Annotated in this window: 26 protein-coding genes and 1 tRNA gene; 22 read left to right on the top strand and 5 right to left on the bottom strand. The window is 67.4% G+C overall.

Annotated features, from left to right (window positions below; translation table 11 throughout):
* Positions 1-10: 10 nt before the first annotated feature.
* On the bottom strand, positions 11-1,204 hold the full coding sequence (locus ACWEOI_RS02710; protein WP_433670269.1) for an acyl-CoA dehydrogenase family protein: 1,194 nt from the start codon (positions 1,202-1,204) through the stop codon (positions 11-13).
* Positions 1,205-1,357: 153 nt separating this feature from the next.
* On the opposite strand from ACWEOI_RS02710, the gene ACWEOI_RS02705 reads away from it, so the two are divergent.
* The 13 genes from ACWEOI_RS02705 to ACWEOI_RS02645 all read left to right on the top strand — a co-directional run bounded on the left by ACWEOI_RS02705 (position 1,358) and on the right by ACWEOI_RS02645 (position 14,097).
* Positions 1,358-1,546: a ferredoxin gene (locus ACWEOI_RS02705; protein ID WP_213558270.1), complete on the top strand. Its 189-nt coding sequence runs from the start codon at positions 1,358-1,360 to the stop codon at positions 1,544-1,546.
* On the top strand, positions 1,516-2,514 hold the full coding sequence (locus ACWEOI_RS02700; protein ID WP_433670271.1) for a 3-oxoacyl-ACP reductase: 999 nt from the start codon (positions 1,516-1,518) through the stop codon (positions 2,512-2,514). Before ACWEOI_RS02705 ends, ACWEOI_RS02700 begins: the two co-directional genes overlap by 31 nt.
* Positions 2,515-2,836: 322 nt before the next feature.
* Positions 2,837-3,601 carry an MlaE family ABC transporter permease gene (locus tag ACWEOI_RS02695; RefSeq protein ID WP_357282736.1) on the top strand — a complete coding sequence of 255 codons (765 nt, stop codon included), beginning with the start codon at positions 2,837-2,839 and terminating at the stop codon, positions 3,599-3,601.
* Positions 3,602-3,605: 4 nt separating this feature from the next.
* The gene (locus ACWEOI_RS02690) at positions 3,606-4,457 is read left to right on the top strand and encodes an ABC transporter permease (protein ID WP_433670273.1); all 852 of its coding nucleotides are present in this window, start codon (positions 3,606-3,608) and stop codon (positions 4,455-4,457) included.
* A gap of 127 nt (positions 4,458-4,584) precedes the next feature.
* Entirely contained in the window at positions 4,585-5,712 is a 1,128-nt protein-coding gene (locus ACWEOI_RS02685; RefSeq protein ID WP_452359183.1) for an MCE family protein, read from the top strand.
* Positions 5,709-6,734 (top strand): MCE family protein, encoded by a 1,026-nt coding sequence (locus ACWEOI_RS02680; RefSeq protein WP_452358780.1) that lies wholly within the window; start codon positions 5,709-5,711, stop codon positions 6,732-6,734. The genes ACWEOI_RS02685 and ACWEOI_RS02680 overlap by 4 nt, the downstream gene beginning before the upstream one ends.
* Positions 6,735-6,736: 2 nt before the next feature.
* A complete protein-coding gene (locus ACWEOI_RS02675) occupies positions 6,737-7,789 on the top strand; it encodes an MCE family protein (RefSeq protein WP_452358779.1) in 1,053 nt (350 codons plus the stop codon).
* Positions 7,786-9,045, top strand: a complete 1,260-nt coding sequence (locus ACWEOI_RS02670; RefSeq protein ID WP_452358778.1) for an MCE family protein — start codon at positions 7,786-7,788, stop codon at positions 9,043-9,045. The genes ACWEOI_RS02675 and ACWEOI_RS02670 overlap by 4 nt, the downstream gene beginning before the upstream one ends.
* Positions 9,045-10,271 (top strand): MCE family protein, encoded by a 1,227-nt coding sequence (locus ACWEOI_RS02665; protein WP_433670282.1) that lies wholly within the window; start codon positions 9,045-9,047, stop codon positions 10,269-10,271. The genes ACWEOI_RS02670 and ACWEOI_RS02665 overlap by 1 nt, the downstream gene beginning before the upstream one ends.
* Positions 10,268-11,713 (top strand): MCE family protein, encoded by a 1,446-nt coding sequence (locus tag ACWEOI_RS02660; RefSeq protein WP_433670284.1) that lies wholly within the window; start codon positions 10,268-10,270, stop codon positions 11,711-11,713. Before ACWEOI_RS02665 ends, ACWEOI_RS02660 begins: the two co-directional genes overlap by 4 nt.
* Before the next feature lie 83 nt (positions 11,714-11,796).
* Positions 11,797-12,534: a hypothetical protein gene (locus ACWEOI_RS02655; RefSeq protein WP_452358777.1), complete on the top strand. Its 738-nt coding sequence runs from the start codon at positions 11,797-11,799 to the stop codon at positions 12,532-12,534.
* Positions 12,531-13,013: a h domain protein gene (locus ACWEOI_RS02650; protein WP_433670288.1), complete on the top strand. Its 483-nt coding sequence runs from the start codon at positions 12,531-12,533 to the stop codon at positions 13,011-13,013. Before ACWEOI_RS02655 ends, ACWEOI_RS02650 begins: the two co-directional genes overlap by 4 nt.
* Positions 13,014-13,131: 118 nt before the next feature.
* On the top strand, positions 13,132-14,097 hold the full coding sequence (locus tag ACWEOI_RS02645; RefSeq protein WP_433670290.1) for an oxidoreductase: 966 nt from the start codon (positions 13,132-13,134) through the stop codon (positions 14,095-14,097).
* Between the two features lie 57 nt (positions 14,098-14,154).
* On the opposite strand, the gene ACWEOI_RS02640 is transcribed toward ACWEOI_RS02645, so the two are convergent.
* Together ACWEOI_RS02640 and ACWEOI_RS02635 are read right to left on the bottom strand one after the other, a co-directional pair.
* On the bottom strand, positions 14,155-15,636 hold the full coding sequence (locus tag ACWEOI_RS02640) for an alpha,alpha-trehalose-phosphate synthase (UDP-forming) (RefSeq protein ID WP_357089708.1): 1,482 nt from the start codon (positions 15,634-15,636) through the stop codon (positions 14,155-14,157).
* A gap of 3 nt (positions 15,637-15,639) precedes the next feature.
* Positions 15,640-15,807, bottom strand: a complete 168-nt coding sequence (locus ACWEOI_RS02635; protein WP_167659823.1) for a hypothetical protein — start codon at positions 15,805-15,807, stop codon at positions 15,640-15,642.
* A 189-nt stretch (positions 15,808-15,996) separates the two neighbouring features.
* On the opposite strand from ACWEOI_RS02635, the gene ACWEOI_RS02630 reads away from it, so the two are divergent.
* The 5 genes from ACWEOI_RS02630 (at position 15,997) to ACWEOI_RS02610 (ending at position 19,769) form a co-directional block, all read left to right on the top strand.
* Positions 15,997-16,830, top strand: coding sequence for an alpha/beta fold hydrolase (locus ACWEOI_RS02630; protein WP_433670294.1), 834 nt, complete (start codon positions 15,997-15,999; stop codon positions 16,828-16,830).
* 138 nt (positions 16,831-16,968) lie between these two features.
* Positions 16,969-17,211, top strand: coding sequence for an MbtH family protein (locus ACWEOI_RS02625; RefSeq protein ID WP_019931522.1), 243 nt, complete (start codon positions 16,969-16,971; stop codon positions 17,209-17,211).
* 165 nt (positions 17,212-17,376) lie between these two features.
* A tRNA-Thr gene (locus tag ACWEOI_RS02620) sits at positions 17,377-17,448 on the top strand.
* 123 nt (positions 17,449-17,571) lie between these two features.
* Positions 17,572-18,309, top strand: a complete 738-nt coding sequence (locus tag ACWEOI_RS02615; RefSeq protein WP_357282717.1) for a response regulator transcription factor — start codon at positions 17,572-17,574, stop codon at positions 18,307-18,309.
* Entirely contained in the window at positions 18,306-19,769 is a 1,464-nt protein-coding gene (locus tag ACWEOI_RS02610) for an ATP-binding protein (RefSeq protein ID WP_433670316.1), read from the top strand. Before ACWEOI_RS02615 ends, ACWEOI_RS02610 begins: the two co-directional genes overlap by 4 nt.
* 36 nt (positions 19,770-19,805) lie before the next feature.
* Here ACWEOI_RS02610 and ACWEOI_RS02605 read toward each other — a convergent pair whose 3' ends face one another.
* On the bottom strand, positions 19,806-20,231 hold the full coding sequence (locus ACWEOI_RS02605; protein WP_452358776.1) for an HIT family protein: 426 nt from the start codon (positions 20,229-20,231) through the stop codon (positions 19,806-19,808).
* Positions 20,232-20,432: 201 nt separating this feature from the next.
* Here ACWEOI_RS02605 and purD point away from each other — a divergent pair, with 201 nt between their 5' ends.
* Positions 20,433-21,716, top strand: coding sequence for a phosphoribosylamine--glycine ligase (gene purD, locus ACWEOI_RS02600; protein ID WP_357089695.1), 1,284 nt, complete (start codon positions 20,433-20,435; stop codon positions 21,714-21,716).
* A gap of 126 nt (positions 21,717-21,842) precedes the next feature.
* Here purD and ACWEOI_RS02595 read toward each other — a convergent pair whose 3' ends face one another.
* Entirely contained in the window at positions 21,843-22,829 is a 987-nt protein-coding gene (locus tag ACWEOI_RS02595) for a peptidoglycan DD-metalloendopeptidase family protein (RefSeq protein WP_433673223.1), read from the bottom strand.
* A 332-nt stretch (positions 22,830-23,161) separates the two neighbouring features.
* On the opposite strand from ACWEOI_RS02595, the gene ACWEOI_RS02590 reads away from it, so the two are divergent.
* The 3 genes from ACWEOI_RS02590 to purB all read left to right on the top strand — a co-directional run bounded on the left by ACWEOI_RS02590 (position 23,162) and on the right by purB (position 26,448).
* The gene (locus tag ACWEOI_RS02590) at positions 23,162-24,319 is read left to right on the top strand and encodes a pyridoxal phosphate-dependent aminotransferase (protein WP_452358775.1); all 1,158 of its coding nucleotides are present in this window, start codon (positions 23,162-23,164) and stop codon (positions 24,317-24,319) included.
* A 69-nt stretch (positions 24,320-24,388) separates the two neighbouring features.
* A complete protein-coding gene (locus ACWEOI_RS02585) occupies positions 24,389-24,994 on the top strand; it encodes a TetR/AcrR family transcriptional regulator (RefSeq protein ID WP_357089689.1) in 606 nt (201 codons plus the stop codon).
* A gap of 32 nt (positions 24,995-25,026) precedes the next feature.
* Complete coding sequence (purB, locus tag ACWEOI_RS02580) at positions 25,027-26,448, top strand: adenylosuccinate lyase (protein WP_452358774.1); 1,422 nt, start codon at positions 25,027-25,029, stop codon at positions 26,446-26,448.
* The last annotated feature ends 45 nt before the right edge of the window (positions 26,449-26,493 follow it).

The raw sequence follows: 26,493 nt of genomic DNA, 5'->3' as shown, positions 1-26,493 counted from the left end.
TTGGTTTCGGTTAGCGCGCGGCGGCGGGCTGCTTGAGGGCGGTCATGGCGATGATGTCGCGCTGCACCTCGTTGGTGCCGCCGCCGAAGGTGAGGATCAGGCAGGCGCGGTGCATGCGCTCGAGGCGGCCGCGCAGCTGCGAGCCGGCCGAGTCCTGGCGCAGGTAGGCCTGCGGGCCGAGGATCTCCATCAGCGCCCGGTAGGCCTCGGTGGCCAGTTCGGTGCCGTACACCTTGGTGGCGGAGGCGTCCCACGGCCGCGGCGCGGCGTCGCCGCCCTGGTCGGCGCGCGAGGCGATCTCCCAGTTGGTCAGCTTCAGGTATTCGACCTTGGCGTGGATGCGGGCCAGCGAGATCTGCACCCATTCCTGGTCGATGACGCGCTGGCCGTTGGCGGTCTTGGTGTTGCGCGCCCACTCGGTGACCTGGGCGACGGCCAGGGCCAGCGGTGCGGAGGAGGTCAGCGCGACGCGCTCGTGGTTGAGCTGGTTGGTGACCAGCGCCCAGCCGCCGTTCTCCGGGCCCACCATGTCGGAGTGCTTGACCCGCACGTCCTGGTAGTAGGTGGCGGAGGTGTCCGGACCGGCCATGGTGTGCACCGGCGTCCAGGAGAAGCCCTCGGCGTCGGTCGGCATGATGAACATCGAGATGCCCTTGTGCTTCTTGGCGCTCGGATCGGTCCGGGCGGCCAGCCACACGTAGTCGGCGTAGGCGATGAGGGAGGTCCACATCTTCTGGCCGTTGATGATCCAGTCGTCGCCGTCGCGGACCGCGGAGGTGCGCAGCGAGGCCAGGTCGGTGCCGGCGCCGGGCTCCGAATAGCCGATGGCGAAGTGCAGCTGACCGGCAGCGATCTTGGGCAGGAAGAACTTCTTCTGCTCTTCGGTGCCGTAGTGCATGATGGTCGGCGCGACCGAGTTGATGGTCAGGAACGGCACCGGGGCGCCCGCGATGGCGGCCTCGTCGGTGAAGATCAGCTGATCCATGGTGGACCGGTCCTGGCCGCCGTACTCCTTGGGCCAGCCCAGGGCGAGCCAGCCGTCGCGGCCCATCTCCTCGACGACCTCACGGTAGACATTGCCCTCGCCGTACTCTCCGGTCTGGGCCGAAAGCGCTTGCCGCCGTTCGGGAGTGATGAGCTTGGTGAAATAGTCACGCAGCTCGGCACGCAGCTGTTCCTGTTGCGGCGTGTAGGCGATACGCATAGCAGTACCTCTAGCCTTCGTTTCTCGGTTCTGCCGATCATCGCACGCGAGTGAAACATGTTCCAGTATTGGTTCCGGTTAGGGCTACTTTGCTGTTCCGGGCGGGGGTCTGCTTGTTAGGCTCGGAGAGAACCTGTGTTGAAGGAGAGAACTATGAAGGTCATCGTCGATTTCGATCAGTGCGAAGCGAACGGGATCTGCGTTGGAATCGCCCCTGACGTGTTCGATCTCGATGACGACGACAACTTGCACGTCAACGAGGTCGCGGTCACCGAGGACAACCGCAAGGACATCGAGTCGTCCGTGGCGCAATGCCCCAAGGCCGCGCTGAAGCTGGTCTGAGGCCGGCGCCGCCCGCCGGGACCGGTCCTTGCCCGGCGGGTGGAACACGTTCTAGAGTCGCCCTCGTGAGCGAATCTGATGTGAGTCTTTCCGGCCGGGTTGCCGTCGTTACCGGTGCCGGCGCCGGGCTCGGCCGGGCCGAAGCCCTCGAGTTGGCCCGCGCGGGCGCGTCGATCATTGTCAACGACCTTGCCGAGAACGACGCGGTCAGCGCAACCCTCGCCGATATCCGGGCGCTGGGTGTGAAGGCGGAGTTCGTCGGCGGCAGCATTGCCGAGCGGTCCACCGCCGATGCCATCATCCGTACCGCCGAGGAGTCCCTCGGCGGCCTGGACATCGTGGTCAACAATGCCGGGATCACCCGGGACAAGATGTTGTTCAACATGTCCGACGAGGACTTCGACGCGGTCGTCGCCGTGCATCTGCGCGGGCACTTCCTGCTGACCCGCAACGCGGCCGCCTACTGGCGCGCCAAGTTCAAGGAGACCGGTGCCCCCGTCTACGGGCGCATCATCAACACCTCCTCCGAGGCCGGTCTGCTCGGCCCTGCCGGTCAGGCGAACTACGGTGCGGCCAAGGCCGGTATCACCGCGCTGACTCTGTCCGCGGCCCGTGCCCTGGAGCAGGTCGGCGTGCGCGCCAACGCGATTGCTCCCCGCGCGCGTACCGCCATGACCGAGAACGTGTTCTCGGCGGCCCCCGACGAGGGCCCGGACCCGCTGTCGCCCGATCACGTCGCGCGCCTGGTGGCCTTCCTGGCCTCCCCGGCGGCCGAGAAGATCACCGGCCAGCTGTTCGTCGTCTACGGCCCGATGGTGGCCCTGATGGCGGCCCCCGTCGTCGAGCAGCGCTTCGACGCCGTCGGCGAGTTCACCCGTGAGGGCCTGGCCGAGAGCCTCGGCGGCTACTTCGCGGACCGGGCGTCGGACGCCACTTTCTCGGCTTCCTCTCTGAAGGATCTGGGCTGAGGTTTTCACCTCGATTCCCCGTGCGGGGGCCGCGTGTCCGCTTGACAGACCCGGCCCCCGACCCCGCGGTTGATCGCGAGATCGATCATTGGTAGGAATGGGGATCAACTATGTGTGTCGCCTCACAATGCGGCATACCTCTGACGGTTAGGCTCACCTGAACATGTTCTTGAAACTGGACACCAGTTCAGAAAGAGAGCCTGTTCAAAGCATTGGAAACCTTCCCGAACCGTATGAGAACGTGTTCTAATCTTCGGCGGGACCGAGATCACATTCAGATTTCGGTTGCTATCGCTAGGCAGGGGCAGGAGGAATAGCGGGAATGAATGAAGTCCTTGCCGTACCGCTGCGGGCGGTCGGAGGGTTCTTCGAACTCGCCGGCGCTGTCGCTCGCGCCGCAGTACGGCCCCCGTTCCAGCGACGGGAATTCATCGATCAGTCCTGGTTCATCGCCAGGGTCTCCATGTTTCCCACGCTGATGGTGGCGATTCCGTTCACCGTGCTCGTGGTTTTCACGCTCAACATTCTTTTGCGCGAGATCGGTGCGGCCGACCTTTCGGGCGCGGGTGCGGCCTTCGGCGCGATCACCCAGATCGGCCCGATGGTCACGGTGCTCATCGTCGCCGGCGCGGGCGCTACGGCCATCTGCGCCGACCTCGGCGCCCGCACCATCCGCGAAGAGATCGACGCGATGAAGGTGCTCGGCATCGATCCGATTCAGCGCCTGGTGGTTCCGCGCGTGCTGGCCTCGATGTTCGTGGCCTTCTTGCTCAACGGCCTGGTGTCCGCGATCGGCATCCTGGGCGGTTTCGTGTTCTCGGTCTTCTTGCAGGGCGTGAACCCGGGCGCGTTCGTCAACGGCATCACCCTGCTGACCCACCTCCCGGAGCTCGTCATCTCCGAGGTGAAGGCCATGCTGTTCGGTCTCGTCGCCGGACTGGTCGCGTGCTACCTGGGCCTGAACGTCAAGGGCGGTCCCAAGAGTGTCGGCGACGCTGTCAACCAGACGGTCGTGTTCGCCTTCATGGCGCTGTTCGTCATCAATGTCGTGATGACCGCCATCAGCATCAAGTTCGCGGCTCGGTGATCAGATGGCTTTCGTAATCCAGTCTCGTTTTCCCAAGGTGACCAAGCGCTTTCAGCGCTTCACCGACGCGCTCGACTCGGTCGGCAAGCACGCGGTGTTCTACGGGCGCTCGATCGCCTCGGTGCCGAAGGCACTGGTGCACTACCGCACCGAGACCATCCGGCTGATCGCCGAGATCTCCATGGGCACGGGCGCTCTCGCGGTCATCGGCGGCACCGTCGTGATCGTCGGCTTCCTGACCCTGGCCGCGGGTGGCACCATCGCCGTGCAGGGCTACAGCTCGCTCGGCAATATCGGCGTCGAGGCCCTCACCGGCTTCTTCGCGGCGTTCATCAACGTTCGCATTGCGGCGCCGGTCATCTCGGGCATCGGCCTGGCGGCGACGCTGGGCGCGGGAACCACGGCACAATTGGGGGCCATGCGCGTCTCCGAAGAGATCGACGCCCTCGAGGTGATGGCCATCCGGCCCATCCCCTTCCTGGTGGGCACCCGCATGCTGGCGGGCATCCTCGCCATCATCCCGTTGTACTCACTGGCGGTCATCGCCTCGTTCATCGCCTCGCGCTTCGCGACGGTGCAGATCTACGGGCAGTCGGCCGGTGTGTACGACCACTACTTCTCGACCTTCCTGATCCCCAGCGACATCCTCTGGTCCTTCGCGCAGGCGATCTTCATGGCCATGGCGGTCATGCTGATCCACACCTACTACGGCTACAACGCCGCGGGCGGACCGGTCGGCGTAGGCGTGGCGGTAGGTAATGCGGTGCGGGCCTCGCTGATCGCAGTCGTCACGGTGACGCTGCTGATGTCGCTGGCCATCTACGGCACCTCCGGCAATTTCCATCTCTCCGGGTAGGGGCGGGACGAACATGGTCCAACAACAAGGCGGCACGGCGAGCCCGATCGGCACGCCGTTCGTCCAGAAGCCGGCGCCGAAGCGCCACCTCGACCAGGGGTGGGTGATCCGGCTGGCCGGCGCCGGTATGGTGCTCGGCCTGGTCGCCGTAGTCGTGTTCTGCCTGGTGAGTTTCGCCGGCGGTTTCACGAATACCGCTCTGGTGACCGTCAATTCGCCGCGCGCGGGTCTGGTCATGGATCGCGACGCCAAGGTGAAGATCCGCGGTGTCGAGATCGGCCGGGTCAAGTCGATCGACCAGACGCCCGAGGGCGCGCGCATCGAACTCTCCATGGATCCGGACAAGCTGAAGCTGGTGCCGGCCAACGCGACCGTGGACATCAACTCCACCACCGTGTTCGGCGCGAAGTACATCAACTTCATCGAGCCGCAGAACCCGTCGGGGCAGCTGCGCGCGGGAGCCGTGGTGCAGGCCGATGGCGTGACCGTCGAATTCAATACGCTGTTCCAGCATTTGAGCGACGTGCTCAACAAGGTGCAGCCGGAGAAGCTGAACGCCACGCTGACCGCGCTGGGCACCGCCCTGCAGGGTCGCGGCGAGAAGCTGGGCCTGCTGCTGTCCGACAGCGACGAGTTCCTCAAGCAGATCAACCCCTCGCTGCCCACGTTGCAGGAGGATCTGCGCAAGACCGCCTCGGTGACCGGCACCTACGCCGACACCGTGGGGGATCTGCTGCGCGTCACCGACAACATGCAGGTCACCGGTAAGACCATTACCGATGAGCAGGCGCGTGTGGATGATCTGCTGACCAACCTCATCGGGTTGGCCGACACCTCGAACTCGGTGCTGAAGCCCAGCGAGAACGATCTGATCAAGTCGCTGAACCTGTTGCGGCCCACCACGGATCTGCTGTTCGAGTACCGGTCGGCGCTGTACTGCACCATCATGACCTTCGGTATGAACGTTCCGCTGATGGACGAACTCATCGGTGGCAGGTACCCGGCCTTCGCCATGAACGCCGGCATCATGCCCAGCGGTACGCCGTACTCGTTCCCCGAGGACTTGCCGAAGGTGAACGCCACCGGTGGCCCGCACTGTGAGAACACCTACGAGCTGACTGGCGGTCAGAAGGCCGACTACCTGATGACCGATACCTCGGAGGGCCACATCTGGGCCCCGGCCACGCAGCCGCATCCGTCCAAGACCGTCTTCGAGATCCTGTTCGACCAGCTCCCGGGGGTCGGTAAGAAGTGAAATTCAAACCACACGCCACCACTGTCAAACTCAGCGTTTTCGGCATCGCCATGCTGCTGATCCTGGCGCTGTTGGTGGTCGTCTTCAGCCAGATGCGGTTCGCCCGCGAGACCGGCTATCGCGCGGTGTTCACCTCGTCCTCGGGCATGCTGCCCGGGTCGAAGGTGCGGATCGCGGGTGTCCCGGTCGGTTCGGTGAGCCGGGTCTACGTCGGCAAGGACCACCAGGCGCACGTCGAGTTCGATGTGGACCGCAAGTACAAGCTCTACGCCAGCACCAAGGCGGCCATTCGCTACGAGAACCTGGTCGGCGACCGCTACCTCGAACTGATGGACGGACCGGGCACGGCGACCGCGCTGCGCTCCGGCGGCACCATCGACCTCGACCACACCCAGCCCGCGCTGGATCTGGACATGCTGCTGGGCGGGTTCAAACCGCTGCTGCGCGGTCTGAATCCGACCCAGGTCAACAGCCTGACCGAGGCGCTGCTGCAGATCTTCCAGGGACAGGGCGGCACGCTGGTCTCGCTGCTGAACAGCGGCGGTGACTTCGGCAAGACCCTCGCCTCGCGCGATGCCCTGATCGGCAGCGTGATCGAGAACCTGAAGACGGTGCTGGCCACCATCGACGACCGCGACAAGGCGTTCGGCACCACCCTGGACGAATTGCAGCGTCTGGTCAGTGGATTGGCCGCGGACAAGGACCCGATCGGCGCGGCCCTGCCCCGGATCGCCGGAGCCACCGGTGATCTCACCGATCTGCTCCGGACGGCTCGGCCGGACCTGAAGAACACGGTGGAGCAGTTGGGCCGCGCGGCAACGACTCTCGACGACAGCCGCGACGAGCTCCAGACCGTGCTCGCGGCGCTGCCGAGTACCTACAAGAAGCTGACCCGCATCGGTGCCTACGGATCGTTCCTGAACATCTACGCGTGCAGCACCGACATCATGTTCACTGGGCCCGACGGCAAGGACGTGCGTCTCGCCCTGCCTGGCAGCCAGTTCGACGGGAGGTGTGGATAGTCATGGGACAACGCGTCATCAATATCGGCGTCATCGGCATCGTCGTGGTCGTGAGCATCTGCCTCACCGCCCTGCAATTCGATCGGCTGCCCTTCGTCCGCTCGGGCGCGCAGTTCAGCGCGTACTTCGCCGACGCGGGCGGGCTGCTGCCGGGTGATCAGGTCCAGGTGGCCGGCGTGAAGTCCGGCCGGGTGGACAAAGTGGCGCTGGACGGCCCGAAGGTGAAGGTCTCCTTCACCCTGGACGAGTCGATCGTGCTGGGCACCAAGACCACCGCCGCGATCAAGACCAACACGGTGCTGGGCCGCAAGTCGCTCGAGGTGGCTCCGGAAGGGGACGGCGCGCTGCAGCGCGATCAGCCGATTCCCCTGGAGCGCACCACATCTCCGTACTCGCTCAACGACGCGTTGCAGGATCTGTCCGGCACCGTGAAGGACCTCGACATGGACCGGGTCAACCAGACCCTGGACGCGCTGTCGACCACCTTCAAGGACACGCCGGCTCCGCTGCGCTCGGCGCTGGACGGCATCACCCAGCTGTCCAAGAGCATCAACACCCGCGACAAGGCGCTGACCGAGCTGCTGGGCAAGGCCCAGGGCGTCACCAAGGTGCTGTCCGATCGGGCCGCGAAGATCAATTCGCTGCTCGTGGACGGCAACAGCCTGCTCGGTGAACTGGATGCCCGCCGGGGCGCGATCAGCCAGCTGATCACCTACATCAACGGCCTGGCCAAACAGCTCAGCGGCTTCGTCAACGACAACCAGGCGGCGCTGAAACCGGCGCTGGACAAGTTGAATTCGGTGCTGGCGCTGCTGCAGAAGAACAAGCAGAACATCTCCGACGCGCTCGACGCGCTCGGCCCCTACGCCAGTGCGCTCGGTGAGCAGGTCGGCAGCGGTCCGTACTTCCAGGCGTACGTCGTCAACTGGAACAGCCCGATGCTGCAGGCTCTTTCGGACGCGCTGGTCTGGCCGCAGAACCTGCCCGAAGCGCTGAAGAACATGCAGAGCGGCGGCCTCCAGCCTCGCCCGCTGATCACGGAGCTGCCGAAATGACGACTTTGCTCAGTAGAATCCGCGGTCTGCCGCGCTGGACCCGCGTGGCGGCGATCGTGACCTTGGTCGCGATCGTGGCCGGGGGTGCGTACACCGGGGTCTCCCGGATCGGCAAGCCGCAGATCACCGCCTACTTCCCGTCCACCGTCGGCCTGTACAAGGGCGACGAGGTGCGGATTCTCGGTGTCCGCGTGGGCACCATCGACTCCGTGGATCCGGGCAAGGACAAGGCCACGGTCAAGATGACCATCGACCGCGGCATCGACATCCCCGCCGACGCCAAGGCCGTGCTGGTCTCCCCGTCGGTGGTGTCGGCCCGGTTCATCCAGCTGGCGCCCGCCTACACCGGCGGCGCGAAGATGCACGACGGCTCGGTCATTCCGCTCGAGCGCACCGCCGTCCCGGTCGAATGGGACGACATCAAGGCCGAATTGAACAAGCTGGCAACGTCTCTCGGCCCGGTCGGCGAGGACAAGCAGGGCTCTTTCGGGCGCCTGGTCAACACCGCCGCCGACAATCTCGACGGCAACGGCCAGGCCTTCCGCGACACCCTCCGCGAGCTGTCGGCCACGCTGACCACGCTGTCCGACGGTCGCACCGACCTGTTCGGCACCATCAAGAACCTGCAGCAGTTCGTGGACGTGCTCTCCAAGAGCAACGACCAGATCGTGCAGTTCGGCGGCCGGCTCGCGTCGGTGTCGCAGGTGCTGGCGGGCGTATCCGGTGATCTCGGAGCGGGTTTGGACAATCTGGACTCCGCGGTCTCCGACGTGAAGAAGTTCCTCGACGAGCACGGCGGGGCGCTGAGCACCGACCTGGCGCAGCTCGCCGATGTCACCAACACACTGGTGCAGAGCAAGCCGCAGATCGAACAGGTGCTGCACACCGCGCCGACCGCGCTGGTGAACTTCTATCAGCTGTACAACCCCGCGCAGGGCACCGTCGCCGGCTATCCGGTATTCGCCGGCTTCAACTCACCGTTGAGCTTCATCTGTGGCTCCATCGACACCCTCTCCACCGGCAACGGCCACGAGAGCGCCCAGATGTGCGCGCAGTACCTGGCCCCGGTGATCCAGAACCTGGCGATGAACTACCCGCCGCTGCTGCTGAACGACGGCACGGGCGCGACGGCGATGCCGCACCAGCTGGTGCCCAGTACGCCCGACGTCGCCGCGCGGTACGCCGCGCAGGGTGAACGGGCGCCGGTCGGGATCCCGAACGGGCTTTCGGGTCTTGCCATTCCGGGAGGGAACTGATGAATACGCGTCGCCGCGGGGTGGCAGGCCTGGCGATCGGTGTCGCGGTCGCTCTGAGCGTCACCGGATGTGACTGGGACGGCCTCAACACCGTCTCCATGCCGGGTTCCGCCGGAACCGGTTCCGATGCTTGGCACATCAAGGTGCAGATGCCGAATGTCACCACCCTGACCCGCAATTCGCCGGTCCTGGTGAACGACGTGACCGTCGGCACCGTCACCGGTATCGAGGTGCAGGACTGGCACGCGCTGGTCAGCATCGGACTCGACAAGGACGTGAAGCTGCCCGCGAACGCCATCGCGAAGATCGGGCAGACCTCACTGCTGGGCAGTAATCACGTCGAATTGGCCGCACCGGCCGATGTTCCCGCCACCGGGCAGCTGCACGACGGTGACACCATCACGCTGGAGCGGGCGGGACAGTACCCGACCACCGAGCAGACGCTGTCCTCGTTGTCGGTGGTGCTCAACGGTGGCGGTATCAGCCAGCTGGAGAACATCACCCACGAGCTGAACACCGCTTTCACCGGCCGCACCGACTCCATTCGCGATCTGCTGCCGCAGTTGAACCAGATGGTCGGGACGCTCAACGCCCAGACCACCGACATCATCAACGCCATGAGCGGGCTGGATCGCGTCTCGGGAACGCTTGCGCAGGAGAAGGATCGGGTGGCGAGCGCAATCGACAACATCCATCCCGCGCTGACCGTGCTCGCGAACAAGCGGGAGCAGATCACCAACGCGCTGACCGCGGCGGGTGACCTCAGCGAGGTGGTCAAACGGATCATCGACAACGCCGGTGACGATCTGAAGGCCGAGATCGCCGATCTGGGACCGACTCTGGAACAGATCGCCAACACCAGCGACAACTTCGCCAGGTCGCTGAACATGGCGCTGACCTTCCCGTTCCCCTTCAAGTACATCGACCGGTACATCCGCGGTGACTACATGAACGTGAAGATCACCTTCGATCTGACCGCGGCCCGGCTGGATTCCAACTTCCTGACCGGAACCCCGCTGGGTGGACGGTTCGGCGGTGTTGAGGGCGCGCTCGGGCAAGGAGCAGGTGTAGCGGGCGATCAGGGCGATCCCGCCAAGACTCCGCTGCAGCAGCAACCGCCCTCGACCCAGCCGTCGCCGACCGTGCCCGGCATGCCGGGCCTGAACATTCCGGGCCTGCCCGCCATTCCCGGAATCACCGTGCCGCAAGGGGATCCGGGCAAATGAAACTGAGTCGCTTCGTCAAGATTCAGCTCGCCATCTTCACCGTGCTGACCGTCATCGGCATCACGGTGATGGGTGGGGAGTACGTGAAGCTGCCCGCCATGTTCGGCATCGGCCGGTATGACGTGACGGTGAAGCTGGCCGCTACCGGCGGTCTGTACGAGCATGCCAATGTCGCCTACCGCGGAACCAATGTGGGCAAGGTGAATTCGGTGGTGCTGACCCCGCAGGGGGTCGACGCCAAGCTGTCCATCGAATCCGACTTCAAGATCCCGTCCGATGTGGACGCCTGGGTCAAGTCGGTCTCGGCCATCGGTGAGCAGTACGTGGATCTGGTGCCCAAGGACAACCCGCAGGGCGGCAATCTGCGTGACGGTTCGGTCATCCCGATCGATCGCACCAAGCTGCCGATGGATATCGGCGGCATTCTGGACCGCACTGACCGGCTGCTCTCCAGCGTCGCGGACACCCGCCTGCAGCAGGTGATCGAGGAGGCGTTCGTCGCCTTCAACGGCGCCGGACCGGATCTGGAACGGCTGCTCGACTCCGCGTCGCTGCTGGTCCAGGAGGCCAAGACCAATACCGACGCCACCAAGGATCTGATCGACAAGATCGGCCCGCTGCTGGACACCCAGATCGAGTCCGACTCCGCCATCCGCGGGTGGACCAGGGACCTGGCCACCGTCACCGATCAACTGCGGGAGCACGATCCGGCGCTGCGCAATGTCATCGACCACGGTCCGGGTGCGCTCAACAAGGCCACCAAGCTGTTCGAGGACCTGAAGCCGACCGTGCCGCTGCTGGCGCAGAACCTGGTCAGCCTCGGCCAGGTCGGCGTCACCTACCACGCCAGCGTGGAGCAGTTGCTGGTCGTTTTCCCGCCGCTGGTCGGTGCGTTGATGACGCTCGCCAAGGGCAGCCCGACCGAGTACGGTGGCAAGGTCGACTTCAAGATCGGCCTCAATGACCCGAAGGGCTGCACCACGGGTTTCCTGTCACCGGAGGAGCGGCGCTCGCCCAACGACTACACCGGGCCCACTCCGGAGACCCAGAAGGGGCTGTACTGCAAGATTCCGCAGAACTCCCAGGACGTGGTCCGCGGTGTCCGCAACAACCCCTGTATGGATGTGCCGGGCAAGCGCGCGGCGACCGTGGAACAGTGCCATGCCCCCGAGGGCTACCAGCCGCTCGGTGACAACCCGGCCTTCGGTAAGCCGAACCCGGTGGACAACAACGGCAAGCCCACGTTCACCCCGAGTTCGCTGGAGACCGGCGGGCAACCGGGAGCCGCGCCTGCGAGTGTGACGACGAGAACGTACGATCCGAAGAGTGGCACGTATCTCGGGCCGGACGGTGTACTCACCCGCCAGGCCGATATCGGGCCCGATGGTTCCGGCATCGTGCCGGCTAACTGGCAAACAATGCTTCAGGAGCAACAACGATGAGTGATCCCACGGTGGTGAACAGCAAGAACCGGCGAAAGGCGGTGCGGTCAGAAGGACCGCCCGTGCACGACGGGGATGCTCCCGTGACAGCGGACACCACCGTGAAGGTCGAGAGCGCCGCGGTGGAAGCCGCGGCCATCGACCTCGCCAAGGCCGACGCCACGCCCGTGGCGAAGGCCGCGGTTGCGGTTGCGGATGATTCGCCCGAGGCGCCCGCAGCTGCCTCGGACGACTCGGCCGCCGACGAGCCGCTGGTCGTGACCGAGGGCGCCCCGGCCATCGCGGCCGACGCCGACGAGTCCGAGGACACGGCCGACGAGGAGTCGAAGGGCGGCCGCAACTGGCCGGTCCTGCTGCTCGGCGCCGCCGCGGCGCTGTGCCTGGTCGCGCTGGCGACCAGCCTGATCTTCTGGATTCCGGCGCACAACGCCGCGGACAAGAACGAGCAGCTGCGCGCGGACTACACCCAGACCGCCAAGCAGGCCGTCCTCAATATCACCACCATCAAGGTGGACACCGTCAAGGACGACATCAACCGGGTGCTCTCCGTGGCGTCGGGTCAGCTCAAGGACGAATACTCCTCCCGCAGCGATGCTTACGCCGATGTCATCAAGCAGGCGAACGTGAAGGCCAGCGGCCAGGTCGTGGAGACCGCCGTCGAGTCCTACGACGACAACTCCGCCCAGATCCTGGTCGCCGCCAAGCAGAACCTCACCAATGCCGGCACGGATCAGCCGCAGCAGCGCGTCTACCGATTCCGGGTGACGATCACCCACGACGGTGACCATTTCACCGCCTCGAAGCTGGAGTTCGTCTCGTGAACCAGAACCGCATCCGGATCTCGGCCATCGCGGCCGTCATGGTGGCCATGCTGGCGGCAGCCGGCTGGTTCGGCTACGACGCCTGGCACATGAAGCAGCTCGATCACGCCCGTACCGATTCGGTGGACGCCGCCCGCAAGACGGTCGAGTCGATGTTCAGCTACAACTTCAACTCCGTCGACAAGGAACTGCCCAAGGTCGCCGACGACCTCTCCGGTGGCTTCAAGGACGACTACCTCAAGCTCGTCAACGAATCCATCGCCCCCGGCGCCAAGGAGAAGCAGCTCACCGTCATCGCCTCCACGCAGGCGGGCGGCGTCATCGACGTCGACACCAAGCACGCCAAGGTGATGCTGTTCCTCAACCAGATGACCACCAGCAAGGACAACCCCCAGGCCACCGCGAGCGGCAGCCGGGTGCGGGTCGACCTGGAGAAGAGCGGCAACCGCTGGCTCGTCTCGGAGGTCACCCCGATCTGAGGCCGGGGAAGCACGCCGAAGCACAGGGCGCACAGCGAAATGCTGTGCGCCCTGTGCGTTTGCCAGTAGGTGGACGGTCGCCGCGCTAAGTGGAAGCGGACCGTTCAGGATGTAATGCATGGGTACCAAGAACACGCGCTGGACCGCCGCCGATATCCCGGATCTCCACGGGCGCACCGCGATCGTCACCGGGTCCAGTGCCGGGCTGGGACTGGAGACCGCGCTGCGGCTGGCCGAGCACGGGGCGCGTGTGGTCATGGCCTGCCGGAATGCGGAGAAAGCCGGGGCGGCAGCGGATCTCGTTCGGGCGCGGGTGCCGGACGCCGAATTGTCGTTCGTGGAGCTGGATCTGGCTTCGCTGGATTCGGTCGGCAAGGCCGCGGCACGGCTGCACGACGAGGTCGAGCGGGTCGATCTGCTGATCAACAACGCGGGGATGCTGGGCCGGACGCGGAGCCTCACCGTGGACGGGTTCGAGACGACCTTCGCGACAAACCATCTCGGGCCGTTCGCGTTCACCGGGCTGGTGCTGGACCTGTTGCTCGCGGCGCCCGCGGGTCGGGTGGTGGCCGTGACCACGGGGCTCGCCTCCAAGAAGGAAGCCGCGATCGACCTCGACGATCTGTTCTTCGAACAGCGGCCCTACAAGGGATTCCAGGCGTACGCGCAGTCGAAGCTGGCCAATGTGCTGACCGCGTTCGAACTGCAGCGGCGGCTCAATGGCACGGATGCCGAGCTGATGTCGATCGCCGCGCATCCGGGGGCCGCCGAATCGGATTTCGCGCAGAATCTCGGGCCCGTCCTCACCTACCTGTCGCGGCCGTCGCTGCGCTGGGTGTTCCGGGTGGCCATGCAGACCGTGGAGATGGGTGCGCTGCCGATGCTGCGGGCGGCGACCGATCCCGCCGTCCAGCCCGCAGATCTGTTCGGGCCGACCGGGTTCACCAAGGGCTACCCCGTCCTGAACGCGCCCAGCGAGCAGGCGCTCGATCCGGAACTGGCGGCGCGGGTGTGGGCCGAATCCGAACGGCTCACGGGTGTCACCTACCGGTTCGGCGAATTCGGCGGCGAGACAGCGGAATAGGACGCACTACGGCGAACGCCCCCTGGGAACTCCAGGGGGCGTTCGAGTTTCGAGCGGTCAGCGGCTCAGGTCCGGGTCCACGTCGTCGTCGGTGAGCAGGGCGCTGCCCGCGACGCGGTCGGTGGCCAGGGCGTCGAGGAAGGCGCGGGCCCACCGGTCGACGTCGTGGGTCAGGACCTGGCGTCGCATGGAGCGCATGCGCCGGCGGCGGGTGTCACGGTCGTCGTCGATCGCGCCGATCAACGCGTCCTTGACGCTGTCCAGGTCGTGCGGGTTGCACAGGTAGGCCTGCCGCAATTCGGCTGCCGCGCCGGTGAACTCGCTCAGCACGAGTGCGCCGTTGAGGCTGCCCTGGCAGGCCACGTACTCCTTGGCGACCAGGTTCATGCCGTCGCGCAGCGGGGTCACCACCATGACGTCGGCGGCCACGAAGAACGCGATCAGCTCCTCGCGCGGGATGGGGCGGTGCAGATAGTGCACCACCGGGTAACCCACCCGGGCGAACTCACCGTTGATGCGGCCCACCTGGCGTTCGATATCGCCGCGCATCTGCTTGTAGGACTCGACGCGTTCGCGGGACGGCGTGGCCAGCTGCACCATCACCGTGTCCGTGGGATCGATGCGGCCGTCGTGCAGCAGCTCCTCGAGCGCGGCGAGCCGGATGTCGATGCCCTTGGTGTAGTCGAGGCGGTCGACGCCCAGCAGGATCGTCTTCGGATTGCCCAGTTCCGCACGGATTTTCGCGGCCCGCTCCCGCACATCGCGGCGACGCGAATACTCGTCCAGTTCCGCGGAGGTGATGGAGATCGGGAACGCGCCCACCCGCACGGTGCGGAAACCCACCTGCACCACACCGAGCTTCGAACGCACGCCCACATTGCCGCGCGACGTCGGCTGCCCGGCCAGCCTCCTGGCCAGATACAGGAAGTTCTGCGCGCCGCCCGGGAGATGGAAGCCGATCAGGTCGGCGCCGAGCAGGCCCTCGACGATCTCGGTGCGCCACGGCATCTGCATGAACAGTTCCACCGGCGGGAACGGAATGTGCAGGAAGAAGCCGATGGTCAGGTCGGGGCGGAGCATGCGCAGCATCTTCGGCACCAGCTGCAGCTGGTAGTCCTGGACCCACACGGTCGCGCCCTCGGCGGCCACCTTCGCGGTGTACTCGGCGAAACGCCGATTCACCTGCACGTACGCCTGCCACCACTGGCGGTCGTAGACCGGCCGCACGATCACGTCGTGATACAGCGGCCACAGCGTCGCGTTGGAGAAGCCCTCGTAGTAATCGGCGACCTCGTCGCCCGACAACGGGACGGGATGCAGTTCCAGACCGTCCTCGACGATCGGATCGAGCTCCACGTCCGGGACGCCGGCCCAGCCGACCCAGGCGCCCTTGTTATTGCGCAGTACCGGTTCCAGTGCCGTGACCAGACCGCCGGGGCTGCGCTTCCAGCGAGTGGTTCCGTCGGGCAGGCGCTCCAGGTCGACCGGGAGCCGGTTGGCGACGACGACGAAACCGGAGCCGGAGCTATCCGGGTGCACGGGTCATTCGCCTCGCGTCGGAGCGATGCCCAGCATCGACAGCAGCATGCGGCATTCGTCGGCGTCGGTGGCGTACGCCGCCACCACGCGCTGCGCCTGGCGAGCGGTTTCGTCGGCGAGCGGCTCCAGATCGTCGTCCGCGATGTCGTTTGCGCCGGTCTTCGCGGCCATCTCATGTCCTCTCGGAGAAGTCTGCTCGGTGCGAGGAGTCCATCGTATCTGCCAGGTAAGTCGGGCCTCGCCGCTGCGTGCATTGCGAGCCCTAACCGCAATGCGACCGGGGACGGAACAATCCGTCGGCCCGGACCTATACGGTGGACGCAAAGAGAGTGGCAACACCTGATGTTAGGGGTCGCAAGCATGCCGTTGGCGACGGTGAACGGAATCTCGCTGAACTACCAGGTCAAGGGAGACCGGTCCAGAGGCACCGACGTCAAGGGGTCGGCGCCGCTGGTCGTCATGATCATGGGCACCGGCAGCGGCGGCCGGGTCTGGGAACTGCACCAGGTCCCCGCGCTGGTCGCGGCCGGATACCGGGTCTGCACGTTCGACAACCGCGGCATCGCGCCCTCCTTCGAATCGCCCGCCGGGATCACCATCGAGGACCTGGTCCGCGACACGGTCGCCCTGATCGAATTCCTCGGTGAGGGCCCGGTCTTCCTGGTCGGCCAGTCGATGGGCTCGCGGGTCGCACAAGAAGTGGCGCTCGCCCGCCCCGATCTGGTCCGCAAGGCCGTGTTCATGGCGGGACACGCCCGGCTCGACCAGTTCCAGAAAACTCTCGGACACGGCGAGCACGACCTCGACGACGCCGGCGTACGGCTGCCCGCCAAATACGAGGCCGCCATGACCGCCCTGATGAACCTGTCCCCGGCCTCGCTGGCCGACCAGCACGCCGCCCGCGACTGGCTCGACCTGTTCGAATTCACCGGCGGCCCGGTCACCCCGGGCGTGCGGGCGCAGCGCCGCATGGACCACGATTTCGACCGCACCGCGGCCTATCGCGGCATCACCGTGCCCTGCCTGGCGCTGGGCTTCGCCGACGATCGGATGATCCCGCCCTACCTCGCGCGAGAGGTCGCCGATATCATTCCGGGTGCCCGCTACCAGGAGGTTCCCGACGCCGGGCACTTCGGCTACCTGGAGCAACCGGAGGTCGTCAATAAGATCCTTGTCGAATTCTTCGTGGCCTGAACGAAGTGCAGGTAACCGCCCAGCGGTAACGCCTGCCTTGCTAGGGTCGAATCAACGTCGGGGGCTCGTTCCAACACTGCGGTGGCTGGACGATCCGTCTACGTACCCGTACACAGCGCCAGTATCCAGTGAGGTGAAATGAGCACCAATCCCTTCGATGACGAAGACGGCCGGTTCTTCGTCCTGGTCAACGATGAGGAACAGCACTCCCTCTGGCCGGCCTTCGCCGAGGTTCCGGCGGGTTGGCGAGTCGTGTTCGGCGAGGACTCCCGCGCCGCATGCGTCGAGTACGTCGAGAAGAACTGGACCGACATGCGGCCCAAGAGCCTGCGTGACGCCATGGCGGCGGACGACGCGGCTCGTCAGGCGGCCCAGTCCTGACACTCAGCGGTTAGTCCGATACTGCGCGAACGACTTCCGAACGCGGCCGTCGATGCCACGAGCGTCGACAGGCCGCGTCCCGGTGTTCGCGGTCAGCATCGTTCCGACCGGGAAGCCGGCTTTTCCGCGCAGCCGGCCACCCCGGTTATGATGGCTCCGCTTTCCGCCTCCTTAGCTCAGTGGTAGAGCACCGCTCTTGTAAAGCGAAGGTCGTCAGTTCAATCCTGACAGGGGGCTCGTGCACGAACGCCGGTCGAGACATCGACCGGCGTTCGTCGTATCCGGGGGTCCCGGCGCGTTCGCAGGAAACTCCCAGGGAAGGACCAGCGTTCTCGCGGGCGCGGCGCAGAATATGAGGCCATGACAGGTGTGCCTGCGCAAGGACGCGAACCCGAGGCCAGAGTGCTCGTCGTCGACGACGAGCCGATGATCGTCGAGTTGCTGTCCGTGAGCCTGCGGTATCAGGGCTTCGAGGTCGCCAGCGCCGCCAGCGGGACCGAAGGGCTGGACCGGGCCAAGACCTTCCGGCCCGACGCCATGATCATCGACGTGATGATGCCCGGCATGGACGGATTCGGGCTGCTGCGGCGGCTGCGGGCCGACGGGATCGACGCGCCCGTGCTGTTCCTGACCGCCCGCGACGACGTGGACGACAAGATCACCGGGCTGACGCTCGGGGCCGACGACTACGTCACCAAACCGTTCAGCCTCGAGGAAGTGGTGGCCCGGCTGCGGGTGATCCTGCGCCGCGCCGGACGGTCCGCGCCGGAGACGAAGTCCTCGCGGCTGCGGTTCGCCGATATCGAGCTCGACGACGACACCCACGAGGTGTGGAAGGCGGGTGAACCGGTCGCCCTGTCGCCCACCGAGTTCACGCTGCTGCGGTACTTCCTGGTCAACGCCGGCACCGTGCTGAGCAAGCCGCGGATCCTGGACCACGTGTGGCGCTACGACTTCGGCGGCGAGGTCGGCGTGGTCGAGACCTACGTGTCGTACCTGCGCAAGAAGGTCGACACCGGGCCCGATCGGCTCATCCACACACTGCGCGGGGTCGGATACGTGATGCGGGAGCCGCGCGGTCGCACGGCGGCACAGTGAACGCGGCCGAGGCGGCTCGCGGACTGCGCGGCAAGATCACCGACCGGCTCGCCGCGGTCCCGCTGCGTACCACCCTGGTGCTGGCGCTGGTGTCGCTGGTCGGGTTCGGGCTGCTGGTCTCCGGGATCGCGGTCACCTCGCTCATGCGGAACGTGCTGGTCGAGCGCATCGACCGGCAGCTGTCCGACGCCGCCCACAGCTGGGCCGCGCCCGGCGCGCAACGACCCGAACCGCTGCCCACCGTGCGCGGGCGGGAACGGCCCCCGCACCTGTACTGGGTGCAGGTGCGCGACACGGCCGGACAGCCGACGCTGACCCTGACGGCCGGGGTGCAGGAACCCGACGTGCCCGCCGACCTGGGCAACAAGCCCCGCACGGTCGGCTCGATCGGGGCCTCCGGCGAGGAATGGCGGGTGCTGCGGACCGTCAACGACCAAGGCACCAGCACCATCGCGCTGCGCATGGACGAGACGAACTCGCTGCTGGACAAGCTGATCGTGCTGCAACTGGTGATCGGCGCGCTGGTGCTGGCCGCGCTGGCCGCGGTGGCGCGCATGGTGATCCGGCGCAGTCTGCGGCCATTGCGGGAAGTCGAGGGCACGGCGGCCGCCATCGCGGGCGGCGACCTGCATCGGCGAGTTCCGGTGCGCGGCACCGACACCGAGGTCGATCACCTCTCGCAGTCGCTGAACACCATGCTCACCCAGATCCAGCAGGCCTTCGCCGCCACCGAGGCGTCGGAGGAGGCGGCCCGCCGCTCCGAGGCCAAGATGCGGCAGTTCGTCGCCGACGCCAGCCACGAACTGCGCACCCCGCTCACCACCATCAAGGGCTTCTCCGAGCTGTACCGGCAGGGCGCGATCACCGAGCCCGACCTGCTCATGGACCGCATCGAACGCGAATCCAACCGGATGGGGCTGCTGGTCGAGGACCTGCTCATGCTGGCCCGACTGGACGCGCAGCGGCCCGTCGAACGACGATCGGTGGATCTGCTCATGCTGGCCAGCGATGCCGTGCACGGGGCGCGCGCCCTGGCGGCGGCGCAGCATCCGGAAGGCCCGGAACGCAAGATCGACCTCGAAATCCGGCCCGGCCCCGGCACTCTGGAGATCCTCGGCGACGAGACGCGGCTCCGGCAGGTGCTGGCCAACCTGATCAACAACGCGCTCGTGCACACCCCGCCGGACGCGGAGGTGGCCGTGCGGCTCACACCCGCCGCGAGCGAGGTGCTGATCGAAGTGGCCGACACCGGGCCGGGACTGGCGGCCGAGCAGGCCGAGCGCGTGTTCGAGCGGTTCTATCGCACCGACGTGTCGCGCAGCCGGGTCAGCGGCGGGACGGGGCTGGGACTGTCGATCGTGCAGGCGCTCGTGGCGGCGCACGGGGGAGCGGTGTCGGTGACGAGTGCGCCGGGGGAGGGCACGACGTTCACCGTGCGGCTGCCGCGCGCGGAGACGTAATGGCGGGTGCGCGCTCCGGGCGCGCACCCGATCGGGTCACTTCGGGACGTTCGCGCCGTAGCCGAGATCGCGCAGCGCCTGCTTGATCATGGTCTGGGCCTCGTCCAGGGATTCGGGGCTGGGCCGCGGGTCGGCGCCGGAGATGTCGAAGTTGCCCATCGAGAAGGCCGGGAACACGTGCACGTGCAGGTGCGGCACCTCCAGTCCGGCGATGAGCAGGCCCGCGCGCGGGGCGTCCCAGGCGGCGCGCACGGCCTGGCCGATCTTCTGGGCGACACCGGTCAGGCGGGCCATGGTGCCCGGATCGACGTCCTGCCACTGGTCGATCTCCTTGCGCGGCACCACCAGGGTGTGCCCCTGCGTCACCGGGGCGATCGTGAGGAAGCCGACGAATTCGTCGTCCTCCCAGACGAACCGGCCCGGCAGCTGACCGTCCATGATTGCGGAGAAAACAGAAGCCATGCTCCATATATTGCCCTCCGCTTCGCTCCGGGCGGGTTCGGGGCGCTGGAGGTCTCGTTCTTCCCTCCCTCCGCTCCCCCGCTTCGCTCCTCCGCTCCGGTCAGTCCAGAACGAGACGCGCCCCGAACCTGTGGGCGGGTCTCGTGAACAGTTGCTGGACCGCTATCGAGTGGGTGGGCGCGGCCCCTTAAGCTGTTCGCCGTGCGCGTACTCGTCATCGGTTCCGGAGCCCGTGAACATGCCCTCGTCCTGGCACTGCGCAAGGACCCGGCGGTGACCGCGGTCTACGCGGCGCCCGGCAATGCCGGCATCGCCCAGCATGCCGAGGTGCGGGCGGTCGACGCCTCCTCCGGCGACGAGGTGGTGGCGCTGGCTCAGGAGCTGGCCGCCGACCTCGTGGTGGTCGGGCCCGAGGTGCCGCTGGTGCTCGGTGTGGCCGACGCGGTGCGCGCGGCCGGGATCCCGGTGTTCGGCCCGTCGGCCGCCGCCGCGCGGATCGAAGGCTCGAAGGCGTTCGCCAAGGACGTGATGAACGCGGCCGGCGTGCGGACCGCGCACAGCGAGATCGTGGATCACCCGGGCGAATTGGATGCGGCGCTGGACCGTTTCGGCCCGACCTGGGTGGTCAAGGACGACGGGCTGGCCGCGGGCAAGGGCGTCGTGGTGACCCCGGACCGTTCGGTCGCCCGTGAGCATGGCGCCGAACTGCTCGAGCAGGGCCACCCGGTGCTGCTGGAGTCGTTCCTCGACGGCCCCGAGGTGTCGCTGTTCTGTCTGGTCGACGGTGAGACCGTGGTGCCGCTGCTGCCCGCCCAGGACCACAAGCGGGTCGGCGACGGCGACACCGGCCCCAACACCGGCGGCATGGGCGCGTACACGCCGCTGCCGTGGCTGCCCGAAGCCACCCTGCAGGCCATCGTCGACGACGTGGTCAAGCCTGTCGCCGCCGAGATGGTGAAGCGCGGAGTGCCGTTCAGCGGCCTGCTCTACGCCGGCCTCGCCATCGGCCAGAACGGCCCCGCCGTGGTCGAATTCAACTGCCGCTTCGGCGATCCCGAGACCCAGGCGGTGCTGGCCATGCTGGACAGCCCGCTCGGTGAACTCCTGCACGCCACCGCCACCGGCACCCTCGACCAGGTCGCCGCGCCGCGCTGGAAGGACGGCGCGGCCGTCACCGTGGTGCTGGCCGCCGAGAACTACCCGGCCCGCCCGCGCAGCGGCGACGTCATCACCGGCGCCGAATCCACCGGCACCGGAGTCGAATCCGAGGTGCTGCACGCCGGTACCGCGCAGCGTGAGGACGGCGCGCTGGTGTCCGCGGGCGGCCGCGTGCTGGCCATCGTCGGCCAAGGCGCCGACCTGGTCGAGGCCCGCAAGAACGCCTACGAGCGCCTCGCCGGAATCAAGCTGCCGGGCGGCCACTTCCGCACCGACATCGCGCTGGCCGCCACCGAGGGCCGCATCACGGTGCCGACCGCGAACTGAATCCCGCTCGCCGCGGCCGACTCTCGTGCCGTGACTGACGAAAGAACGCCCGCCCGAACCCGGTTCGGTCGGGCGTTCTCGTATTCGGCTGGAGCCCAGCCATATTCCGTGCCCCGGGCCTGGATATCAGCCGAGAACGATGCCGCGTTGGGCGAGCCAGGGTTGGGGGTCGACGTGCTGGCCGTTGATGACGATCTCGAAATGCAGGTGGGGGCCTGTGGAGTCGCCGCGGTTGCCGATGCGGGCGATCTGCATGCCCGCCGGGACGCGTTCGCCGACGGAGACCGAGAAGTCGTACATGTGGCCGTAGATCGAGATGGCGCCGTCGTCGTGGCGGATGCGCACCCAGAGGCCGAAGCCCTGGGCCGGGCCCGCGTCGATGACCGTGCCCGCCGCGACCGCGTAGATCGGTGAACCCAGCGGGGCGGCGATATCGATGCCCGCGTGGAAAGTGCCCCAGCGCGCGCCGAATCCGGAGGTGAACAGGCCCTTCGCGGGCAGCGCGAAACCGCCGACCCCCGGGAGCACGAATCCCGGCGGCAGAGTCGCGTCCGGAGACGGGGTCAGCCAGGGCTGCGGCTGACCGGCCACGGCCGCGGCCGCCTCGGCCTTGGCGCGTTCCAGGGTCGCCGCCGCGGCCGCCGAGACCACGGCCTGCTCGCGCAGGTGTTCACCATTGTTGATGGCGTCCATGTACCGCTTCGACGATTCCCGCGTGGCCTGGATCTGCAACGGATACTGCACCGGAATGCGCACCGCCACACCGGGACTCACCGCGGCGTCGGTGGGGATCAACCCCAGCGCCCCATCCGCGCTCGCGAACACGAGTACCGCCGTCATCCCCCCGATCAGCACCCGATGCTGAATACTCCACGCCCGCACCACCGGCCACTGCCGCCGTGCCTCGGCCCGCCCCCGCTGCCCCAACTCGACAGCTTCGCCCCAGGAGCGTGGCCGCCGCGACCACAACTCGACGGCCCGCGCTCGCACGATCGGCGCGAACACCCGCAGATACGCGATCACCCGCTCGACGAGCTGAACCACCCACAGCCCGGCCCGCTTCGAAGCCTTACGGACCGGCGACGGTCTTTCACCGCCCGGCAGTGACCGCAGCCCGGGGGTGTATGTCTCGGTGGCCGGAAAGCGGCCACGCTGCCCACCCCGGTCCACGTCCGTGTTCGGTGGCTCGCCGCTCTCGGTTGCGGGCCGAAGGTCGGTGGTGGCCTCGGCGCGCCGGAGCATGCGGCGCATCGCGGCCCCCGCCCGGAGTGGCTGACGGCCGCGGCCTTCCGAGGATTCGTCCGGTGCGGGTGAGGTGGGCTGGGGTGGGGTGGTGTCCGGGGTGTTCCCGGTGGTTGCTGGTCCCCCCTGCACAGCGGCCTCCTCAGGCATTCGCACGACCGTTCCCGGACAGCCGGGGGAGCGGGTGCTCTACCGTCTGTCGGGTGCGTATCGAATCTCGCCGGTCGACCATTCCACCTTTTTACGTGATGGACGTCTGGAAAGCAGCAGCTGAACGGGCTCGGACCCATGGCGACGTGCTGGTGCTGGCCGCGGGGCAGCCTTCCACGCCCGCTCCGGAGGCGGTTTTGCGGGCCACCAAACAGGCCATGGATTCCGAATTGCTGGGTTATACCGAGACATTCGGGGTTCTGGCGTTGCGGGAGGCCATCGCCGAGCACCATCGGAGCACCTACGGGGTGCGGGTGGAGGCGGACGATGTCGTGGTCACGACCGGGTCGTCCGGTGCGTTCACGCTGCTGTTCCTGGCCGCGTTCGATGCCGGGGACACCGTGGTGGTGGCCCGGCCGGGGTATCCGGCCTACCGGAACACGCTGACCGCGCTGGGCTGTGACGTGGTGGAGCTGGACTGCGGTCCGGAGACCCGGTTCCAGCCGACCGTGGCCATGCTGGAGGCGCTGTCCGAGCCGCCCGCGGGGTTGATCGTGGCCAGCCCGGCCAATCCGACCGGCACCATGATCGCGCCGGAGGAGCTGGCGGCGCTGGCCCGCTGGTGCGACGAGCACGGGACGCTGCTCATCTCGGACGAGATCTATCACGGCATCGTCTACGACGACACGGAACCGACCTCCTCCGCGTGGGAGACCTCGCGTGAGTCCGTCGTGATCGGCTCGGTGTCGAAGTACTTCTCGATGACGGGTTGGCGGCTGGGCTGGATGCTGGTGCCGCAGTCACTGCGTCCGGCGTTGCAACGGCTCGCCTCGAACATGACCGTATGCCCTCCAGCTATTTCTCAGTTTGCGGCAGTGCATGCGTTCGGTCCGGAAGCCAAAGCCGAACTGGACGGTCATGTGAAACGCTATGCGGCAAATCGCCAGCTGCTGCTGACGCGCCTGCCGAAGCTCGGAATCACCGACCTCGCCCCCGCCGACGGCGCGTTCTATGTTTACGCGGATATCGCGCACCTGACCGATGATTCGATGCGCTGGTGCACCGAGGTGCTCGACGCGACGGGTGTGGCACTCGCCCCCGGCATCGACTTCGACACCCGCCACGGCCATCACACCGTTCGCTTCTCGTTCGCCGGAGCCGCCGCCGACATCGAAGAGGCACTGGACCGGTTGGAACGGTATTTGGCCTGATCTGCCAAGAGGATTGAGCGCGGTGGGCAAAATGAACACAGCGCCGCTGATGACTGGCACGATTGCACCGTGACCACTGCGACGACTCCGAAAGGCGAACGGCGTCGCCATGCACTGGTTTGTGCCGCCGCCGAGCTACTGCTCGAGGGTGGCTTCGAGGCGGTCCGGCACCGCTCGGTGGCGACCCGGGCGGATCTGCCGCTCGCGTCGACCACCTACTACTTCGAATCGCTGGAGGATCTGATCGCGCGGGCGGTCGAATTCTCCGGCACCGCCGAACTCGAGGCCATGCGCCGCCGGGTCGGCGAGGTGACGCATCGCCGCCGCGGCGCGGAGGCGACGGTCGAACTGGTGCTGGACCTGTTGGTGGGCCCCGAGATTCAGGACGAGGACGCGCGCGGCCAGTTGATCGCCCGCTACGAACGTTCCGTCGCCTCGGCCCGCCACCCCGAACTACGGGAGGTCCAGCTGCGACTACGCGCCCAGCTGGACGAACTGCTGACCGATGTCCTGCGTCGGTCCGACCGGGTGGTCCGCCCGGAACAGACCCGCCGTCTGGTGGCGGTAGTCGATGGGGCGGTGGTGACCGCGCTCGGTGAGTTCGACCCCCAACCCCGCCGCATGGCACGCGGGGCGCTCTTGGAGATCATCGACATCGTCGCCCCACCGGCTTAACCCGCAGCACACAGCCGGTAAACTGGCACAACGTGAGTCTTGTGCCGAACGTCCTCGCCACCCGTTACGCCAGCCCCGAGCTGGTTCACCTCTGGTCGCCCGAGAACAAGATCGTGCTCGAGCGGCGGCTGTGGCTCGAGGTTCTCCGGGCGCAGGCCGAGCTGGGGATCGATGTTCCGGCCGGTGTCGTCGAGGACTACGAGCGGGTCATCGATCAGGTCGATCTGAAGTCCATCGCCGAGCGCGAGCGGGTCACCCGCCACGACGTGAAGGCGCGGATCGAGGAGTTCAACGCGCTCGCCGGGCACGAGCACGTGCACAAGGGCATGACCTCCCGCGACCTCACCGAGAATGTGGAGCAGCTGCAGATCCGGCTCTCGCTGCAGCACGTGTACCGCCACGGCGTGGCCATCGCGGCGCGGCTGGCCGAGCGCGCTGCCCAGTACCAGACCCTGGTGATGGCGGGCCGCTCGCACAACGTGGCCGCGCAGGCCACCACCCTCGGCAAGCGATTCGCTTCCGCCGCAGACGAATTGCTCATCGCGCTGACCCGGCTGCGGGAGCTCATCGACCGCTACCCGCTGCGCGGCATCAAGGGCCCGATGGGCACCGCCCAGGACATGCTGGACCTGCTCGGCGGAGACCCGGCCAAGCTGGCGCAGCTGGAGCAGAAGGTGTCCAAGCACCTGGGCTTCGCGAACGTCTTCACCAGCGTCGGCCAGATCTACCCGCGCTCGCTGGACCACGACGTGATCTCCGCGCTGGTGCAGGTGGGCGCGGGCCCGTCCTCGTTCGCGCACACCATTCGCCTGATGGCGGGCCACGAGCTGGTCACCGAGGGCTTCCAGCCCGGCCAGGTCGGCTCCTCGGCCATGCCGCACAAGATGAACACCCGCTCCTGCGAGCGCGTCAACGGCCTGCAGGTGGTGCTGCGCGGCTACGGCTCGATGGCCGCCGAACTGGCGGGCGCGCAGTGGAACGAGGGCGACGTGTTCTGCTCGGTGGTGCGCCGCGTCGCGCTGCCGGACGCCTTCTTCGCCATCGACGGCATGATGGAGACCTTCCTGACCGTGCTGGCCGAGTTCGGCGCCTACCCGGCCGTGGTGGACCGCGAGCTCAACCGCTACCTGCCGTTCCTGGCCACCACCCGCATCCTGATGGCGGCGGTGCGCGCGGGCGTGGGCCGCGAGACCGCGCACGAGGTCATCAAGGAGCACGCGGTGGCGGTGGCGCTGGCCATGCGTGAGCAGGGCCGCGAGCCCGATCTGCTGGACCGGCTGGCCGCCGACGACCGGATGCCGCTGGACCGGGCCGCCCTGGACGCGGCGCTGGCCGACCGGTCCGCCTTCATCGGTGCGGCCGAGGCGCAGGCCGCCGAGGTGATCGCCCAGGTGCAGAAGCTGGTGGACGCCGACCCAGAAGCGGCGCGCTACACCCCCTCGCCGATTCTGTAGGGGTACAACAACTCTCGCCCCCGGTTCCGGTATGGAGCCGGGGGC

The sequence above is a fragment of the Nocardia sp. NPDC004340 genome, assembly GCF_053602575.1.
This window is presented reverse-complemented; position numbering and strand designations above follow the sequence as displayed.

What these genes read in the sequence shown, in the direction of transcription:
- ACWEOI_RS02710 (WP_433670269.1), bottom strand. Translation starts at nt 1,204, where the DNA reads ATGCGTATCGCCTACACGCCGCAACAGGAACAGCTGCGTGCCGAGCTG.
- ACWEOI_RS02705 (WP_213558270.1), top strand. Translation starts at nt 1,358, where the DNA reads ATGAAGGTCATCGTCGATTTCGATCAGTGCGAAGCGAACGGGATCTGC.
- ACWEOI_RS02700 (WP_433670271.1), top strand. Translation starts at nt 1,516, where the DNA reads ATGCCCCAAGGCCGCGCTGAAGCTGGTCTGAGGCCGGCGCCGCCCGCC.
- ACWEOI_RS02695 (WP_357282736.1), top strand. Translation starts at nt 2,837, where the DNA reads ATGAATGAAGTCCTTGCCGTACCGCTGCGGGCGGTCGGAGGGTTCTTC.
- ACWEOI_RS02690 (WP_433670273.1), top strand. Translation starts at nt 3,606, where the DNA reads ATGGCTTTCGTAATCCAGTCTCGTTTTCCCAAGGTGACCAAGCGCTTT.
- ACWEOI_RS02685 (WP_452359183.1), top strand. Translation starts at nt 4,585, where the DNA reads ATGGTGCTCGGCCTGGTCGCCGTAGTCGTGTTCTGCCTGGTGAGTTTC.
- ACWEOI_RS02675 (WP_452358779.1), top strand. Translation starts at nt 6,737, where the DNA reads ATGGGACAACGCGTCATCAATATCGGCGTCATCGGCATCGTCGTGGTC.
- ACWEOI_RS02670 (WP_452358778.1), top strand. Translation starts at nt 7,786, where the DNA reads ATGACGACTTTGCTCAGTAGAATCCGCGGTCTGCCGCGCTGGACCCGC.
- ACWEOI_RS02665 (WP_433670282.1), top strand. Translation starts at nt 9,045, where the DNA reads ATGAATACGCGTCGCCGCGGGGTGGCAGGCCTGGCGATCGGTGTCGCG.
- ACWEOI_RS02660 (WP_433670284.1), top strand. Translation starts at nt 10,268, where the DNA reads ATGAAACTGAGTCGCTTCGTCAAGATTCAGCTCGCCATCTTCACCGTG.
- ACWEOI_RS02645 (WP_433670290.1), top strand. Translation starts at nt 13,132, where the DNA reads ATGGGTACCAAGAACACGCGCTGGACCGCCGCCGATATCCCGGATCTC.
- ACWEOI_RS02635 (WP_167659823.1), bottom strand. Translation starts at nt 15,807, where the DNA reads ATGGCCGCGAAGACCGGCGCAAACGACATCGCGGACGACGATCTGGAG.
- ACWEOI_RS02630 (WP_433670294.1), top strand. Translation starts at nt 15,997, where the DNA reads ATGCCGTTGGCGACGGTGAACGGAATCTCGCTGAACTACCAGGTCAAG.
- ACWEOI_RS02625 (WP_019931522.1), top strand. Translation starts at nt 16,969, where the DNA reads ATGAGCACCAATCCCTTCGATGACGAAGACGGCCGGTTCTTCGTCCTG.
- ACWEOI_RS02615 (WP_357282717.1), top strand. Translation starts at nt 17,572, where the DNA reads ATGACAGGTGTGCCTGCGCAAGGACGCGAACCCGAGGCCAGAGTGCTC.
- ACWEOI_RS02605 (WP_452358776.1), bottom strand. Translation starts at nt 20,231, where the DNA reads ATGGCTTCTGTTTTCTCCGCAATCATGGACGGTCAGCTGCCGGGCCGG.